Annotated in this window: 24 protein-coding genes; all 24 read right to left on the minus strand. The window is 59.8% G+C overall.

Annotated elements, in window-relative coordinates; all coding sequences use genetic code 11:
* Nucleotides 1-65: 65 nt before the first annotated feature.
* Entirely contained in the window at nucleotides 66-716 is a 651-nt protein-coding gene (locus EDE05_RS23475) for an adenylate kinase (protein ID WP_105374415.1), read from the minus strand.
* On the minus strand, nucleotides 713-2053 hold the full coding sequence (gene secY, locus EDE05_RS23480) for a preprotein translocase subunit SecY (RefSeq protein ID WP_105374414.1): 1341 nt from the start codon (nucleotides 2051-2053) through the stop codon (nucleotides 713-715). Before secY ends, EDE05_RS23475 begins: the two co-directional genes overlap by 4 nt.
* Before the next feature lie 239 nt (nucleotides 2054-2292).
* Nucleotides 2293-2772, minus strand: a complete 480-nt coding sequence (gene rplO / locus EDE05_RS23485) for a 50S ribosomal protein L15 (RefSeq protein ID WP_105374413.1) — start codon at nucleotides 2770-2772, stop codon at nucleotides 2293-2295.
* A 16-nt stretch (nucleotides 2773-2788) separates the two neighbouring features.
* Nucleotides 2789-2998, minus strand: coding sequence for a 50S ribosomal protein L30 (gene rpmD, locus EDE05_RS23490; protein ID WP_006728669.1), 210 nt, complete (start codon nucleotides 2996-2998; stop codon nucleotides 2789-2791).
* Between the two features lie 14 nt (nucleotides 2999-3012).
* Complete coding sequence (gene rpsE, locus EDE05_RS23495; RefSeq protein ID WP_105374412.1) at nucleotides 3013-3582, minus strand: 30S ribosomal protein S5; 570 nt, start codon at nucleotides 3580-3582, stop codon at nucleotides 3013-3015.
* A 154-nt stretch (nucleotides 3583-3736) separates the two neighbouring features.
* A complete protein-coding gene (gene rplR, locus EDE05_RS23500; protein WP_105374411.1) occupies nucleotides 3737-4099 on the minus strand; it encodes a 50S ribosomal protein L18 in 363 nt (120 codons plus the stop codon).
* A gap of 12 nt (nucleotides 4100-4111) precedes the next feature.
* On the minus strand, nucleotides 4112-4645 hold the full coding sequence (gene rplF / locus EDE05_RS23505) for a 50S ribosomal protein L6 (protein WP_134102985.1): 534 nt from the start codon (nucleotides 4643-4645) through the stop codon (nucleotides 4112-4114).
* A 44-nt stretch (nucleotides 4646-4689) separates the two neighbouring features.
* Nucleotides 4690-5088 carry a 30S ribosomal protein S8 gene (rpsH, locus tag EDE05_RS23510; RefSeq protein ID WP_105374409.1) on the minus strand — a complete coding sequence of 133 codons (399 nt, stop codon included), beginning with the start codon at nucleotides 5086-5088 and terminating at the stop codon, nucleotides 4690-4692.
* 12 nt (nucleotides 5089-5100) lie between these two features.
* Nucleotides 5101-5406, minus strand: a complete 306-nt coding sequence (rpsN, locus tag EDE05_RS23515) for a 30S ribosomal protein S14 (protein WP_105374408.1) — start codon at nucleotides 5404-5406, stop codon at nucleotides 5101-5103.
* 34 nt (nucleotides 5407-5440) lie between these two features.
* Nucleotides 5441-5998 (minus strand): 50S ribosomal protein L5, encoded by a 558-nt coding sequence (gene rplE / locus EDE05_RS23520; RefSeq protein ID WP_105374407.1) that lies wholly within the window; start codon nucleotides 5996-5998, stop codon nucleotides 5441-5443.
* Complete coding sequence (gene rplX, locus EDE05_RS23525; protein WP_105374406.1) at nucleotides 5991-6299, minus strand: 50S ribosomal protein L24; 309 nt, start codon at nucleotides 6297-6299, stop codon at nucleotides 5991-5993. Before rplX ends, rplE begins: the two co-directional genes overlap by 8 nt.
* Nucleotides 6300-6312: 13 nt before the next feature.
* Nucleotides 6313-6681 carry a 50S ribosomal protein L14 gene (rplN, locus tag EDE05_RS23530; RefSeq protein WP_105374405.1) on the minus strand — a complete coding sequence of 123 codons (369 nt, stop codon included), beginning with the start codon at nucleotides 6679-6681 and terminating at the stop codon, nucleotides 6313-6315.
* A 235-nt stretch (nucleotides 6682-6916) separates the two neighbouring features.
* A complete protein-coding gene (gene rpsQ / locus EDE05_RS23535; protein ID WP_071008864.1) occupies nucleotides 6917-7153 on the minus strand; it encodes a 30S ribosomal protein S17 in 237 nt (78 codons plus the stop codon).
* A gap of 11 nt (nucleotides 7154-7164) precedes the next feature.
* Nucleotides 7165-7365 carry a 50S ribosomal protein L29 gene (rpmC, locus tag EDE05_RS23540; protein WP_037151107.1) on the minus strand — a complete coding sequence of 67 codons (201 nt, stop codon included), beginning with the start codon at nucleotides 7363-7365 and terminating at the stop codon, nucleotides 7165-7167.
* Between the two features lie 12 nt (nucleotides 7366-7377).
* Nucleotides 7378-7791 (minus strand): 50S ribosomal protein L16, encoded by a 414-nt coding sequence (gene rplP, locus EDE05_RS23545; protein WP_105374404.1) that lies wholly within the window; start codon nucleotides 7789-7791, stop codon nucleotides 7378-7380.
* A gap of 38 nt (nucleotides 7792-7829) precedes the next feature.
* Nucleotides 7830-8573, minus strand: coding sequence for a 30S ribosomal protein S3 (gene rpsC / locus EDE05_RS23550; RefSeq protein WP_105374403.1), 744 nt, complete (start codon nucleotides 8571-8573; stop codon nucleotides 7830-7832).
* A complete protein-coding gene (gene rplV / locus EDE05_RS23555) occupies nucleotides 8573-8962 on the minus strand; it encodes a 50S ribosomal protein L22 (RefSeq protein ID WP_093000487.1) in 390 nt (129 codons plus the stop codon). The genes rpsC and rplV overlap by 1 nt, the downstream gene beginning before the upstream one ends.
* Nucleotides 8963-8964: 2 nt before the next feature.
* Entirely contained in the window at nucleotides 8965-9243 is a 279-nt protein-coding gene (gene rpsS / locus EDE05_RS23560; RefSeq protein WP_029620128.1) for a 30S ribosomal protein S19, read from the minus strand.
* Nucleotides 9244-9261: 18 nt separating this feature from the next.
* Complete coding sequence (rplB, locus tag EDE05_RS23565) at nucleotides 9262-10098, minus strand: 50S ribosomal protein L2 (protein WP_105374402.1); 837 nt, start codon at nucleotides 10096-10098, stop codon at nucleotides 9262-9264.
* 11 nt (nucleotides 10099-10109) lie between these two features.
* Complete coding sequence (locus EDE05_RS23570) at nucleotides 10110-10403, minus strand: 50S ribosomal protein L23 (protein ID WP_037151093.1); 294 nt, start codon at nucleotides 10401-10403, stop codon at nucleotides 10110-10112.
* Nucleotides 10400-11020 carry a 50S ribosomal protein L4 gene (rplD, locus tag EDE05_RS23575; protein ID WP_105374401.1) on the minus strand — a complete coding sequence of 207 codons (621 nt, stop codon included), beginning with the start codon at nucleotides 11018-11020 and terminating at the stop codon, nucleotides 10400-10402. The genes EDE05_RS23570 and rplD overlap by 4 nt, the downstream gene beginning before the upstream one ends.
* A 14-nt stretch (nucleotides 11021-11034) precedes the next feature.
* Complete coding sequence (gene rplC / locus EDE05_RS23580) at nucleotides 11035-11676, minus strand: 50S ribosomal protein L3 (RefSeq protein ID WP_105374400.1); 642 nt, start codon at nucleotides 11674-11676, stop codon at nucleotides 11035-11037.
* A gap of 37 nt (nucleotides 11677-11713) precedes the next feature.
* The gene (gene rpsJ, locus EDE05_RS23585; RefSeq protein ID WP_003547547.1) at nucleotides 11714-12022 is read right to left on the minus strand and encodes a 30S ribosomal protein S10; all 309 of its coding nucleotides are present in this window, start codon (nucleotides 12020-12022) and stop codon (nucleotides 11714-11716) included.
* Nucleotides 12023-12327: 305 nt separating this feature from the next.
* Nucleotides 12328-13167 (minus strand): elongation factor Tu (locus EDE05_RS23590; protein WP_134102988.1); only part of this gene is annotated, 840 nt, incomplete at its 5' end.

Genomic DNA, 13167 nt, shown 5'->3' on the forward strand with positions numbered 1-13167 from the left:
AGCGGAATCAGCGCCGAAATGCAACCGCTCCGCCCAAGATTCTTTAACAGATCGATGACGGCCTCCTAGAGAGCCGCCAGGATTGCCTCGATATCAGCCGTGACCTCGTCGATCTCGGCCATGCCATCCACAACCTTGAGCTTGCCCTTGGCGTGGTAATAACCGATCAGCGGCGAGGTCTCCTTGTAATAGACCTCGAGACGCTTGGTCATGGTCTCGGCATTGTCGTCCGGCCGGCGCTTGAAATGCGTCGAGCCGCACTTGTCGCAGACGCCCTCGCTTGCCGGCTTCTTGTCCGTATCGTGATAGACCGTACCGCACTGGGCGCAGGAATACCGGCCCGAGACGCGGCGAACGAGCTCTTTGTCGTCCACACGCAGCTCGATGACCACGGAAAGATCGAGGCCCTTCGACCGCAACATTTCCTCGGTCGCATCGGCCTGGACGAGCGTGCGGGGGAAACCGTCGAGGATAAAGCCGTTGGCGGCATCCGCCTGGTCGATTCGCTCGGAGACGATCGCGTTGACGATGTCGTCGGAGACGAGGTTGCCTGCGTCCATAACCGCCTTGGCGCGCTTGCCGACTTCCGTCTCGGCGGCCACCGCGGCCCGAAGCATGTCCCCCGTGGAGAGCTGCGGTATGCCGTGCTTCTCCACGATCCGCTGGGCCTGGGTTCCCTTACCCGCGCCCGGCGGCCCCAAAAGAATCAATCTCATCGTCCCCTCTTTCCTCCGCGCAGTTTCGACTTCTTGATCAGACCCTCATACTGCTGCGCAATGAGATGTCCCTGAATCTGTGCAACCGTATCGAGGGTTACACTGACAACGATCAAAAGCGAAGTACCACCAAGGGCTAATGGCACGCCCGTGCGGGCAACCAGGAACTCCGGCAGGATGCAGACGAAGACGAGGTAAATCGCGCCGACCACCGTGATGCGGGTCAGCACGTAATCGATGTATTCGGCTGTGCGCTCGCCCGGACGGATGCCGGGAATGAAGCCGCCATGCTTCTTCAGATTGTCCGCCGTATCCTTCGGATTGAAGACGATCGCGGTATAGAAGAAGGCGAAGAAGGCGATCAGCATGCCGTAGAAGAGCATGAACAGCGGCTGGCCGTGACCGAGCGCAGAAATGATCATGGTCGCCCAGTTCGGGAGCTGGCTGTTGCCTGCAAAGCCTGCCGCCGTCGCCGGCAGAAGCAGCAGCGACGAGGCAAAGATCGCCGGGATGACGCCCGAGGTATTGAGCTTCAACGGCAGGTGCGACGTATCGCCCTGGAACATGCGGTTGCCGACCTGGCGCTTCGGATACTGGATCAGAAGGCGGCGCTGGGCGCGCTCGACAAACACGATCAGGGCGATGACCCCGATGGCCACCACGATGACAGTGAGAATCAGCGCCGTCGGAAGGGCGCCGGTGCGGCCGAGTTCCAGTGTGCCGGCCAGTGCGGTCGGAAGACCTGCGGCAATGCCAGCGAAGATGATCAGCGAAATGCCGTTGCCGATGCCGCGCGAGGTGATCTGCTCGCCGAGCCACATCAGGAACATGGTTCCGCCAAGGAGCGTCACAACGGTGGAAATGCGGAAGAACCAGCCTGGATCCGCGACGATCCCCTGCCCGCTCTCGAGGCCGACGGCGATACCATAGGCCTGCAAGGTGCCGAGCAGGACGGTGCCGTAACGGGTGTACTGGTTGATGATCTTGCGGCCTGCCTCGCCTTCCTTCTTGAGGTTCTCAAGCGAAGGCACGACCGAGGTCATCAGCTGCACGATGATCGACGCGGAAATATACGGCATGATGCCGAGGGCGAAGATCGCCATGCGCTCGACGGCGCCGCCGGCAAACATGTTGAAGAGGCCGAGAATGCCGCCAGCCTGGCCGCGGAAAGCCTGAGCGTAGGCTTCGGGGTTCAGGCCCGGAAGCGGGATATGCGTGCCGAGGCGATAAACCAGCAATGCTGCAAGGGTAAACCACAGCCGCTTTTTGAGGTCCTCCGCCTTGGCGAAGGTGGAAAAATTCAGATTGGAGGCAAGTTGTTCCGCTGCAGAAGCCATGCAATTCTCCGCCCGACCAAATCTCCGGCGGCGGGGGAAATGCCGTACCCGGAAAGCAGTCTAAAAATTCTGGTTCAAAAAAACCGGGCGCGGAGATTGCGGACGCAATCGGATGCCTCACCCTGTTTTCCGTATGATCCCGGTCAGGCGACCAACAGGATCGCTTCGGGATCGTGAGGCTCACATATGGAGATAAAATCGCCCGGTGTGAAGCTCAAACCGGGCGACTTTCAAACGATTTATTCCGCCGCAGCTTCAGCTACAGCGAGAAGCTTCACCGAACCGCCGGCCTTTTCGATCTTTTCGACGGCAGCTTTGGAAGCGCCGGCAACTTCGATCGATACCTTAGCCTTAAGTTCGCCGTCGGACAGGATGCGCACGCCGTCCTTCGGGCGACGGATGACACCGGCAGCCTTGAGGGCAGCCGCGTCGATCGTGGCCTTCGGGTCGAGCTTCTTAGCATCGATCGCGGTCTGGATACGGCCGAGCGAAACGACGACGTAGTCAGAGGCGAAGATGTTGTTGAAGCCGCGCTTCGGCAGGCGGCGATAGATCGGCATCTGGCCGCCTTCGAAGCCGTTGATCGCAACGCCGGAACGGGCCTTCTGACCCTTCACGCCCCGACCACCGGTCTTGCCCTTGCCGGAACCGATACCGCGACCGACGCGGATACGATCCTTGGTGGCGCCTTCGTTGTCCTTGATCTCATTCAGTTTCATGGTCAATTCCTCCGTCTCACTTCTCGTCGACAACGCGAACGAGATGCTGGACAGCCCGGATCATGCCACGAACGGAAGGAGTGTCTTCCAGGGTGCGGACCCGGTGCATCTTGTTGAGGCCCAAACCAACCAGCGTTGCGCGCTGGACAGCCGGACGGCGAATAGGCGAGCCGATCTGTTCGACCGTGATCGTCTTTGCTTCAGTCTTCTTCGTAGCCTTGGCCATGGATCAGACTCCTCTTATTCTTCAGACGCGTTGCCGGAAGCGGCGCGGCGAGCCTGCAGCGTGGCGTATTTGAGACCACGCTGAGCTGCAACGTCCTTCGGATGCACCTGATGCTTCAGGGCGTCGAACGTGGCGCGAACCATGTTATAAGGGTTCGACGAACCGGTCGACTTGGCGACAACATCGTGCATGCCAAGGGTTTCGAAAACGGCGCGCATCGGGCCGCCGGCGATGATGCCGGTACCGGCCTTAGCGGAGCGCAGCAGAACCTTGCCGGCGCCGTGACGGCCGTTGACGTCGTGATGCAGCGTACGGCCATCGCGCAGCGGTACGAAGATCAGTTCGCGCTTGGCAGCTTCAGTTGCCTTGCGGATGGCTTCCGGCACTTCGCGTGCCTTGCCATGGCCAAAGCCAACGCGGCCCTTCTGGTCGCCAACGACGACGAGGGCTGCGAAACCAAAACGACGGCCGCCCTTGACGACCTTGGCGACGCGGTTGATCGCGACCAGCTTGTCGACGAATTCGCTATCGCGCTCTTCGCGGCTCTGGCGATCTTCGCGCTGGCCTCTTCTTTCTTGTGCCATTGTCCTTTTCCTTTTTCTTTTCCGGGTGCAACGGGCAATTTCCGGGAGCCAACCATCCCCTGTCCGTGAAGGACTAGGATGGAACGACTGATGATTGCGGCAGAACCGCGTTTCGCCCGGCCTCCCCTCTTTGAAGGAAACCGGGCGAAAATTCTTAGAAGCTCAGACCGCCTTCGCGGGCAGCTTCGGCGAGCGCCTTGATGCGGCCGTGATAGATGAAGGCGCCGCGATCGAACACGACTTCCTTGACACCGGCCTTGGCGGCACGTTCGGCTACCAGCTTGCCGACGGCGGCAGCAGCCGCGACGTCAGCGCCGGTCTTCAGCGCCGAGCGCAGATCAGCGTCGAGCGTGGAAGCGGCAGCAAGAGTGCGGCCGGCCACGTCATCGATGACCTGGACATATATGTTCTTCGACGAGCGATGAACCGACAGGCGCGGACGGCCGTTGGCAACCGCCTTGATCTGGCGGCGCACGCGGCTCGCGCGCTTTGCAAGTGCTTGTTTCCTGCTAGCCATTTCGCGTGATCCTTACTTCTTCTTGCCTTCCTTGCGGACGATCCGTTCCTCGGCGTACTTGACGCCTTTGCCCTTGTAGGGCTCCGGACCGCGGTATTCGCGGATTTCCGCGGCAACCTGACCGACCTGCTGCTTATCGATGCCGGTCACGACGATTTCCGTCGGCTTCGGAACGGCAATGGTGATGCCCTGCGGCGGTTCATAGACCACGTCGTGGGAGAAACCGAGCGCCAGCTGCAGGTTCTTGCCCTGCATGGACGCGCGGTAACCAACGCCGTTGATCTCGAGCTTGCGCTCAAAACCGTCCTTCACGCCTTTGAAGATGTTTTCGATCATCGTGCGGGACATGCCCCACTTGGAACGAGCATCCTTCGAATCGTTGACCGGGGTCACCGAAACGGCATTGTCTTCGAGTGCCAGCTTGATCTCGTCGTTTGCGACGAAGAACAGCTCGCCCTTCGGGCCCTTGGCAGTCACTTTCTGGCCATCAACAGTGGCCGTGATCCCTGCAGGAACCTGAACGGGCTTTTTACCGATACGAGACATGTTTCAATCCTGTCTGTTCGTTATGGAGTTCCCCTGCTCAAGTCTTAGAAGACCGAGCAGAGAACCTCGCCACCAACGTTCTGTTCGCGAGCCTGGTGATCGGCCATCACGCCCTTCGGGGTCGAAAGGATGGTGATGCCGAGGCCGTTCGCGACCTGCGGAATGGACTTTACCGAGACATAGACCCGGCGGCCCGGCTTGGAGACGCGCCCGATCTCACGGATCACCGACGCACCTTCGTAGTACTTGAGTTCGATTTCGATTTCGGACTTGCCGTTACCGTAATCGATTTCCGAATAACCGCGGATGTAGCCTTCCGCCTGCAGAACGTCGAGGACGCGAGCGCGCAGCTTGGAAGCCGGCGTGCTTACGGTCGACTTGCGGCGAGCGGCACCATTGCGGATACGGGTGAGCATATCGCCCAAGGGATCAGTCATGGTCATCTAACGATCTCCTTACCAGCTCGACTTGACGATGCCCGGCACTTTGCCGAGGTTGCCAAGCTCACGAAGCGCGATACGCGACATCTTGAGCTTGCGATAGAAAGCGCGCGGGCGACCGGTGACTTCGCAACGGTTGCGGATACGCGTCTTCGAGCCATCGCGCGGCAGCGAAGCGAGCTTGATAGTTGCTTTGAACCGCTCTTCGATCGGAAGGTCCTGGTTCATGATGGTCGCCTTCAGAACAGCGCGCTTGGCAGCGTGCTGAGCGACGGTCTTGCGGCGGCGCTTGTTCTTTTCAACTGCGCTGGTTTTCGCCATATCGGGAGTTCCTTTTTAACGCTCGTCGTTACGGTTACTGACGGAACGGGAAGTTGAACTCTTTCAGAAGAGCCCGCGCTTCGTCGTCGTTGGTCGCCGTCGTGCAAACGATGATGTCCATGCCCCACATCTGATCAACCTTGTCGTAGTTGATCTCAGGGAACACAATGTGTTCCTTGATGCCCATGGCGAAGTTGCCACGGCCGTCAAAGCTTTTTGGATTCAGGCCGCGGAAGTCGCGAACGCGCGGAAGCGCGATGTTGACCAGGCGATCCAGGAATTCATACATGCGGGCGCCGCGCAAAGTGACCTTCGCGCCGATCGGCATCTGTTCGCGGACCTTGAAGCCTGCGATCGAGTTGCGAGCGCGCGTGATGACCGGCTTCTGACCGGCGATCGCTGCGAGGTCTGCAGCAGCAACGGTTGGCTTCTTCGAGTCAGCCGTCGCTTCGCCAACGCCCATGTTGATCACGATCTTGTCCAGCTTCGGGATCATCATCTCGTTTGCGTAGGAGAACTGCTCCTTCAGCGCGCCGCGGATGCGGGAAACATATTCCTTCTTGAGCCGCGGCTCATATTTTGCCTCAGCCATCGATCACATCTCCCGTACGCTTGGCCACACGCACCTTCTTGCCGTCGACAACGGAGAAGCCAACACGGGTCGGCTTGCCGTCTTTCGCGGCGATCGCGATGTTCGACAGGTGAATGGAAGCTTCCTTGTTGATGATGCCAGCTTCCTGCGTCTGAGACTGACGCTGGTGGCGCTTCACCATGTTGATGCCACGCACGACGGCGCGGTCTTCCTTCGGCAGAACCTGAAGCACTTCGCCAGTGCGGCCCTTGTCCTTGCCGGTCAATACGACGACGTTGTCGCCCTTCTTAATCTTCTGCATGTCTCGCGCTCCCTTACAGTACTTCCGGAGCCAGCGAGATGATCTTCATGTGGTTCTTGGCGCGAAGTTCGCGCGGAACCGGTCCGAAGATACGGGTGCCGATCGGCTCTTTCTTGTTGTCGATGAGGACCGCTGCGTTGTTGTCGAAGCGGATGACGCTGCCGTCCGGACGACGGATGTCCTTGGCGGTACGCACAACAACCGCCTTCATCACATCACCCTTCTTGACGCGGCCGCGCGGGATGGCTTCCTTGATCGAAACGACGATGACGTCGCCGATGGAAGCATACTTACGCTTCGAGCCGCCCAGCACCTTGATGCACATGACACGACGTGCGCCGGAATTGTCCGCCACGTCGAGGTTTGTTTGCATCTGAATCATGTCAGGTCGCCTTTTTCTAATGACCGGCGCTACCGAACGCTGAAAACGTACGGAGCCGGCTTTGGACAGAATTTCGATGTGCGCGGGATGGGTCTTGCCAAGGTGGTTTCCCTGAAAGGGACCTTCCCTGCGCTCAAAGCAAAAGAACGCCCGTTACCGAGCGTCCTGCGCCAATGCGCTGCTTCATACAGATATTTCAGCCAGACGCAAGGGCCTGGCCGAAATCTCTGTAAAATTAAGCCTGGGCGGCAACCACCGTCCAGCGCTTATCCTTGGAGATCGGCGCGCATTCCTCGATGGAAACAACGTCACCAACCTTGTACTGATTGTTCTCGTCATGCGCCTTGTACTTCTTGGAACGGCGGACCGTCTTTTGAAGCAGCGGATGCGCGAATCGGCGCTCTACCCGGACAACAACGGTCTTCTCGTTCTTGTCGGAAACGACTACGCCCTGCAGAATGCGTTTCGGCATATTATTCTTCCTTAAGCCTTGGCTTCTGCCGCCTTCTGGCGGGCAATGGTTTTCACGCGGGCGATATCCTTGCGGACTTCGTTGATGCGCGAGGACTTTTCCAACTGACCGGTGGCCTTCTGGAAGCGCAGGTTGAACTGCTCCTTCTTGAGGTCGGCGAGCTTGTCCTTGAGCTGATCGGCCGTGAGGCCGCGTACGTCTTCGGCTTTCATCGTGCCTTCTCCTTACTCTGCGATGCGCTGTACGAAGCGCGTCTTGACCGAGAGCTTGGCGGCGCCGAGACGAAGCGCCTCGCGGGCGAGCTCCTCCGAAACACCATCGATCTCGAACATCATGCGGCCGGGCTTGACCTTGCAGGCCCAGTATTCGACAGAGCCCTTGCCCTTACCCATACGCACTTCGGTCGGCTTCGCGGTCACCGGAACGTCCGGGAATACGCGGATCCACACACGGCCGGCGCGCTTCATGGCACGCGTGATCGCGCGGCGGGCCGCCTCGATCTCGCGGGCATTGACGCGGTTGGGTTCCTGGGACTTCAGGCCGAATTCGCCGAAGGCCAGATCGAAGCCGCCCTTGGCCACACCCTTGATGCGACCCTTGAACTGCTTGCGGTACTTGGTACGCTTTGGCTGCAACATTTTCTTACTTCTCCGAGCTTATCTTTCGCCAGCGTTGATCAAGCGTTTTCGCGTTCGCGGCGACGATCACCACGATCGCCACGGTCACGTTCACGGCTTGCCGGACCCTGCGCGTCGCCTTCCAGCGCGCGACGTTCGGAAGCCATCGGATCGTGCTCAAGGATCTCGCCCTTGAAGATCCAGACCTTGATGCCGCAGATGCCGAATGCGGTTTCGGCTTCAGCCGTACCGTAATCGATGTCAGCGCGCAGCGTGTGAAGCGGAACGCGACCTTCGCGGTACCATTCCGTACGGGCGATTTCGGCACCGCCGAGACGGCCGGCGCAGGTGATCTTGATGCCTTCGGCGCCAAGACGCATGGCGGACTGAACAGCACGCTTCATCGCACGGCGGAAAGCCACGCGGCGCTCGAGCTGCTGAGCGATCGACTGGGCGACGAGCGTCGAGTCGATTTCCGGCTTGCGCACTTCGACGATGTTGAGGTGCGTTTCCGAATTGGTCATCGTGGCGATCTTCTTGCGAAGCTTCTCGATGTCCGCACCCTTCTTGCCGATGATCAGACCCGGGCGAGCCGAGTGGATCGTAACGCGGCACTTCTTGTGCGGACGCTCGATGACCACCTTGGCGATACCGGCCTGCTTCAGCTCCTGCATCAGGTAGGCGCGGATCTTCAGATCCTCATGGAGGAGCTGGCCGTATTCGGCATTGTCCGCGAACCAGCGGCTGTCCCAGGTACGGTTGATGCCGAGGCGAAAACCGATCGGATTAATTTTCTGGCCCATTATGCGGCCTCCCCTTTTTCCTCGACTTCGCGAACGACGATCGTCAGGTGCGCAAACGGCTTCTCGATGCGAGATGCACGGCCGCGGCCACGAGCGTGGAAACGCTTCATCACGATCGACTTGCCGACATAAGCTTCCGAAACGATCAGCGAGTCGACGTCGAGGTCATGGTTGTTTTCGGCATTGGCGATTGCGGACTCGAGAGTCTTCTTCACTGTGCCGGCGATGCGCTTGCGCGAGAATTCAAGTTCTGCAAGCGCGCGTTCGACCTTCTTGCCGCGGATCATGGCGGCAACGAGGTTCAGCTTCTGTGGGCTGACGCGGAGGGTGCGGGCAACTGCCTGCGCCTCATTGTCCTTCAGCCGGCGTTCGGTCTTAGCCTTCGCCATGATTACTTCCTCTTCGCCTTCTTGTCCGCGCCGTGACCGTAATAGGTACGGGTGGGAGCGAATTCACCGAACTTGTGTCCGACCATGTCTTCGTTGACGCTGACCGGAATGTGCTTCGAGCCGTTGTAGACGCCAAACGTCAAACCAACGAACTGCGGCAAGATCGTGGAGCGACGGCTCCACATCTTGATCACTTCACTGCGTCCGCCTTCACGTACCTTCTCAGCCTTCTTGAGAAGATAGCCGTCAACAAACGGACCTTTCCATACTGAACGAGCCATTGAACGACTTCCCTTCTCTTACTTCTTACGGTCGTGGCGGGAGCGCATAATGAACTTGTCGGTGGACTTGTTCGAACGAGTGCGCTTGCCCTTGGTCGGCTTGCCCCACGGGGTGACCGGATGACGGCCACCGGAGGTGCGGCCTTCACCACCGCCGTGCGGGTGGTCGACCGGGTTCATGACGACGCCGCGGTTATGCGGACGCTTGCCGCGCCAGACGGTGCGACCAGCCTTGCCGTCGTTGATGTTGCCGTGGTCCGGGTTGGAAACGGCGCCGACGGTTGCAAGGCACGAGCCCGGCACCAGGCGCTGTTCACCCGAGTTCAGGCGGAGGATCGCCATGCCGGCATCGCGGCCGACGAGCTGCACGTAGGTGCCTGCCGAACGGGCGATCTGACCGCCCTTGCCCGGCTTCATTTCGACGTTGTGAACGATCGAGCCGACCGGGATGTACTGCAGCGGCATGGTGTTGCCCGGCTTTACGTCGACAGCCTTGTCGGATGCGATGACCTTGTCGCCCGCAGCAAGGCGCTGCGGTGCGAGGATGTAGGCCAATTCGCCGTCCTCGTACTTGACGAGCGCGATGAACGCGGTGCGGTTCGGGTCGTATTCCAGACGCTCGACCGTGCCTTCGACGTCGAACTTGCGACGCTTGAAGTCGACCAGGCGGTAAGTACGCTTGTGACCGCCGCCGATGAAGCGGGCGGTGATGCGACCGAGGTTGTTACGGCCGCCACTCTTGGAGAGACCTTCCGTCAGCGTCTTGACAGGCTTGCCCTTCCAAAGGCCGGACCGGTCGACGATGACCAGCTGACGCTGGCTCGGGGTCGTCGGGTTGAAGCTTTTCAATGCCATTATCTTATACCTCAGAGACCGGTGGAGACGTCGATCGTCTGACCTTCGGCCAGGGTCACGACAGCCTTCTTTACGTCCTTCTGCTTGCCGATGAAGCCGCGGAACCGCTTCACCTTGCCCTTGCGGACAAGCGTGTTGACGGCCGTGACCTTCACGCCGAACAGCGCCTCTACGGCAGCCTTGATCTCCGGCTTGGAAGCAGTCTTGGCAACGTTGAAGACGACCTGGTTCTGCTCGGATGCCAGCGTCGACTTTTCGGTGATCGCCGGCGAGACGATCACATCATAGTGGCGAAGATCCGTCATTTGAACCGCTCCTCCAGAGCTTCTACCGCAGCCTTGGAAAGCACGAGCTTGCCGCGGCGCAGGATATCGTAAACATTGATGCCCTGAACCGGCAGAACATCGACGTTCGGGATGTTCTGAGCGGCGAGCTTGAAGTTGTTGTCGAGCTCGGCGCCGCCGATGAACAGCGCGTTGGTGAAACCGAGTTCGGCGAAGGAGCCGGCCAGAGCCTTGGTCTTCGCTTCAGCGGCCACCAGGTTGTCGACAATGATGAGGTCTTCCGACTTCATCTTTGCGGACAGGGCGTGACGCAGGGCGAGAGCGCGGACCTTCTTCGGAAGATCATGCTCATGGCTGCGGACGACCGGACCATGAGCACGGCCACCGCCACGGAACTGCGGAGCACGGGCCGAATGGTGACGAGCGCGGCCCGTACCCTTCTGCTTGTACATCTTCGCACCGGTGCGGGAAACTTCCGAACGGCTCTTGGTCTTGTGGCTGCCCTGCTGCTTCTTGGCGAGCTGCCAACGAACCATGCGGGCCAGAATGTCTTCGCGCGGATCGAGGCCGAAAATCTCGTCCGACAGGGAGACCTTGCCGGCGTCTTTTCCCTCGAGGGTCTTGACGTTGTATTCCATTGTAGCTGGCTCCCTTACTTCGCGGCCGACTTGACGGCGTCGCGAACGACGATCCAAGCGCCCTTGGAGCCGGGTACGGCGCCCTTGACGAGGATCAGGCCACGGTTCTCGTCGGTGGAGACGATCTCGAGGTTCTGGGTGGTGACACGCGTCTGGCCCATATGACCAGCCATGCGCTTGCCCTTCCAGACCTTGCCCGGATCCTGGTTGTTACCAGTCGAACCATGCGAACGGTGCGAAACGGACACACCGTGCGTGGCACGCAGACCACCGAAGTTGTGACGCTTCATGGCGCCGGCAAAACCCTTACCGATCGAGGTACCGGTGACGTCCACCAGCTGACCGGCCGTGAAATGATCGGCCTTCAGCTCAGTGCCGACATCGATCATGTTGTCTTCGGAAACGCGAAACTCGACGAGCTTCGCCTTCGGCTCGACATTTGCGACGGCAAAGTTGCCGCGCATCGCCTTGGAGGTGTTCTTTACCTTGGCCGTGCCGGCACCGAGCTGAACGGCGGTGTAGCCATTCTTCTCAACGGTGCGGTGTGCGACGACCTGGCAGTTCTCCAGCCGCAATACGGTTACCGGGATATGCTCGCCGGCGTCGTTGTAGACGCGGGTCATTCCCACCTTCTGTGCAATTACACCCGAACGCATCGGTTCAATCCTTCTCACTCAGTCTGAAACCGAAGTCTCAGAGCTTGATCTCAACATCGACACCAGCGGCGAGATCGAGCTTCATCAGCGCGTCTACCGTCTGCGGTGTCGGGTCAACGATATCGAGAAGGCGCTTGTGGGTGCGCATCTCGAACTGCTCGCGGCTCTTCTTGTCGATGTGGGGGGACCGGTTAACCGTAAACTTCTCGATGCGGGTCGGAAGCGGAACGGGGCCCCGGACGCTAGCACCGGTGCGCTTCGCCGTCGACACGATCTCGCGCGTGGAAGCATCGAGAATCCGGTGATCGAACGCCTTCAGGCGAATGCGGATATTTTGGCCGTTCATTCGACGTTATCCTTGTTGTCTGTTATCCACGTGCCGAACGAAAGGCACGGGTTTGTTCTTTTTCCTAAGGCGGACCACCGGTTTCAAAGATCGAAGGGGACACCGAGCCGGTATCCCTTTCCACTCTCCGGGCCTTTCGACCCACCTTATATTTTGATTGCTGCCCCGATAGCGAAGCAGGGGCAAATCGCGCTCGCGCGCCATTTGCTACATTTTTATGTCATAAGCAAGCGGCTAAACGGCCGCTTGCTTAAAAGAATTCATGCATCCGGCGCAGATCTGGTCTGCACCGGCCCCATCATCGCTTACTCGATGATGGAAGCGACGATGCCGGCGCCGACGGTGCGGCCGCCTTCGCGGATGGCGAAGCGCAGCTTTTCTTCCATCGCGATCGGTACGATCAGCTCGACGTCAACGGTGACGTTGTCGCCAGGCATGACCATTTCCGTGCCTTCCGGAAGCGTCACGATGCCCGTCACGTCCGTCGTGCGGAAGTAGAACTGCGGACGGTAGTTGGTGAAGAACGGCGTATGACGGCCGCCTTCTTCCTTCGTCAGGATGTAGGCTTCGGCCTTGAACTTCTTGTGCGGCTTGACCGAACCCGGCTTGCAGAGGATCTGGCCACGCTCGACGCCGTCACGGTTTACACCGCGGATCAGCGCGCCGATGTTGTCGCCGGCCTGGCCCTGGTCGAGCAGCTTGCGGAACATTTCAACGCCGGTCACCGTCGTCTTCGAGGTCGGGCGGATGCCGACGATCTCGACTTCTTCGCCAACCTTGACGATGCCACGCTCGACGCGGCCGGTCACGACCGTACCACGACCCGAGATCGAGAACACGTCTTCGATCGGCATCAGGAACGGCTGGTCGATCGGACGCTCAGGCGTCGGGATGTAGGCGTCAACCGCTGCCATCAGCTCGCGGATCGCGTCTTCGCCGATCTTCTTGTCCGAATCTTCAAGAGCAGCAAGCGCCGAACCCTTGATGATCGGAATGTCGTCGCCCGGGAAGTCGTAGGACGACAGGAGTTCGCGCACTTCCAGTTCGACGAGCTCGAGAAGCTCGGCATCGTCAACCTGGTCGACCTTGTTGAGGAAGACAACGATCGCGGGAACGCCAACCTGACGGGCGAGCAGGATGTGCTC

Origin of the sequence: Neorhizobium sp. R1-B (genome assembly GCF_004368875.1) — a bacterium.
In the GTDB taxonomy this organism is placed as follows: domain Bacteria; phylum Pseudomonadota; class Alphaproteobacteria; order Rhizobiales; family Rhizobiaceae; genus Neorhizobium; species Neorhizobium huautlense.

Excerpts from the sequence above, each read along its gene's own strand:
- EDE05_RS23475 (WP_105374415.1), bottom strand. The coding sequence starts at position 716 with ATGAGATTGATTCTTTTGGGGCCGCCGGGCGCGGGTAAGGGAACCCAG.
- secY (WP_105374414.1), bottom strand. The coding sequence starts at position 2,053 with ATGGCTTCTGCAGCGGAACAACTTGCCTCCAATCTGAATTTTTCCACC.
- rplO (WP_105374413.1), bottom strand. The coding sequence starts at position 2,772 with ATGAAACTGAATGAGATCAAGGACAACGAAGGCGCCACCAAGGATCGT.
- rpmD (WP_006728669.1), bottom strand. The coding sequence starts at position 2,998 with ATGGCCAAGGCTACGAAGAAGACTGAAGCAAAGACGATCACGGTCGAA.
- rpsE (WP_105374412.1), bottom strand. The coding sequence starts at position 3,582 with ATGGCACAAGAAAGAAGAGGCCAGCGCGAAGATCGCCAGAGCCGCGAA.
- rplR (WP_105374411.1), bottom strand. The coding sequence starts at position 4,099 with ATGGCTAGCAGGAAACAAGCACTTGCAAAGCGCGCGAGCCGCGTGCGC.
- rplF (WP_134102985.1), bottom strand. The coding sequence starts at position 4,645 with ATGTCTCGTATCGGTAAAAAGCCCGTTCAGGTTCCTGCAGGGATCACG.
- rpsH (WP_105374409.1), bottom strand. The coding sequence starts at position 5,088 with ATGACCATGACTGATCCCTTGGGCGATATGCTCACCCGTATCCGCAAT.
- rpsN (WP_105374408.1), bottom strand. The coding sequence starts at position 5,406 with ATGGCGAAAACCAGCGCAGTTGAAAAGAACAAGCGCCGCCGCAAGACC.
- rplE (WP_105374407.1), bottom strand. The coding sequence starts at position 5,998 with ATGGCTGAGGCAAAATATGAGCCGCGGCTCAAGAAGGAATATGTTTCC.
- rplX (WP_105374406.1), bottom strand. The coding sequence starts at position 6,299 with ATGCAGAAGATTAAGAAGGGCGACAACGTCGTCGTATTGACCGGCAAG.
- rplN (WP_105374405.1), bottom strand. The coding sequence starts at position 6,681 with ATGATTCAGATGCAAACAAACCTCGACGTGGCGGACAATTCCGGCGCA.
- rpsQ (WP_071008864.1), bottom strand. The coding sequence starts at position 7,153 with ATGCCGAAACGCATTCTGCAGGGCGTAGTCGTTTCCGACAAGAACGAG.
- rpmC (WP_037151107.1), bottom strand. The coding sequence starts at position 7,365 with ATGAAAGCCGAAGACGTACGCGGCCTCACGGCCGATCAGCTCAAGGAC.
- rplP (WP_105374404.1), bottom strand. The coding sequence starts at position 7,791 with ATGTTGCAGCCAAAGCGTACCAAGTACCGCAAGCAGTTCAAGGGTCGC.
- rpsC (WP_105374403.1), bottom strand. The coding sequence starts at position 8,573 with ATGGGCCAGAAAATTAATCCGATCGGTTTTCGCCTCGGCATCAACCGT.
- rplV (WP_093000487.1), bottom strand. The coding sequence starts at position 8,962 with ATGGCGAAGGCTAAGACCGAACGCCGGCTGAAGGACAATGAGGCGCAG.
- rpsS (WP_029620128.1), bottom strand. The coding sequence starts at position 9,243 with ATGGCTCGTTCAGTATGGAAAGGTCCGTTTGTTGACGGCTATCTTCTC.
- rplB (WP_105374402.1), bottom strand. The coding sequence starts at position 10,098 with ATGGCATTGAAAAGCTTCAACCCGACGACCCCGAGCCAGCGTCAGCTG.
- EDE05_RS23570 (WP_037151093.1), bottom strand. The coding sequence starts at position 10,403 with ATGACGGATCTTCGCCACTATGATGTGATCGTCTCGCCGGCGATCACC.
- rplD (WP_105374401.1), bottom strand. The coding sequence starts at position 11,020 with ATGGAATACAACGTCAAGACCCTCGAGGGAAAAGACGCCGGCAAGGTC.
- rplC (WP_105374400.1), bottom strand. The coding sequence starts at position 11,676 with ATGCGTTCGGGTGTAATTGCACAGAAGGTGGGAATGACCCGCGTCTAC.
- rpsJ (WP_003547547.1), bottom strand. The coding sequence starts at position 12,022 with ATGAACGGCCAAAATATCCGCATTCGCCTGAAGGCGTTCGATCACCGG.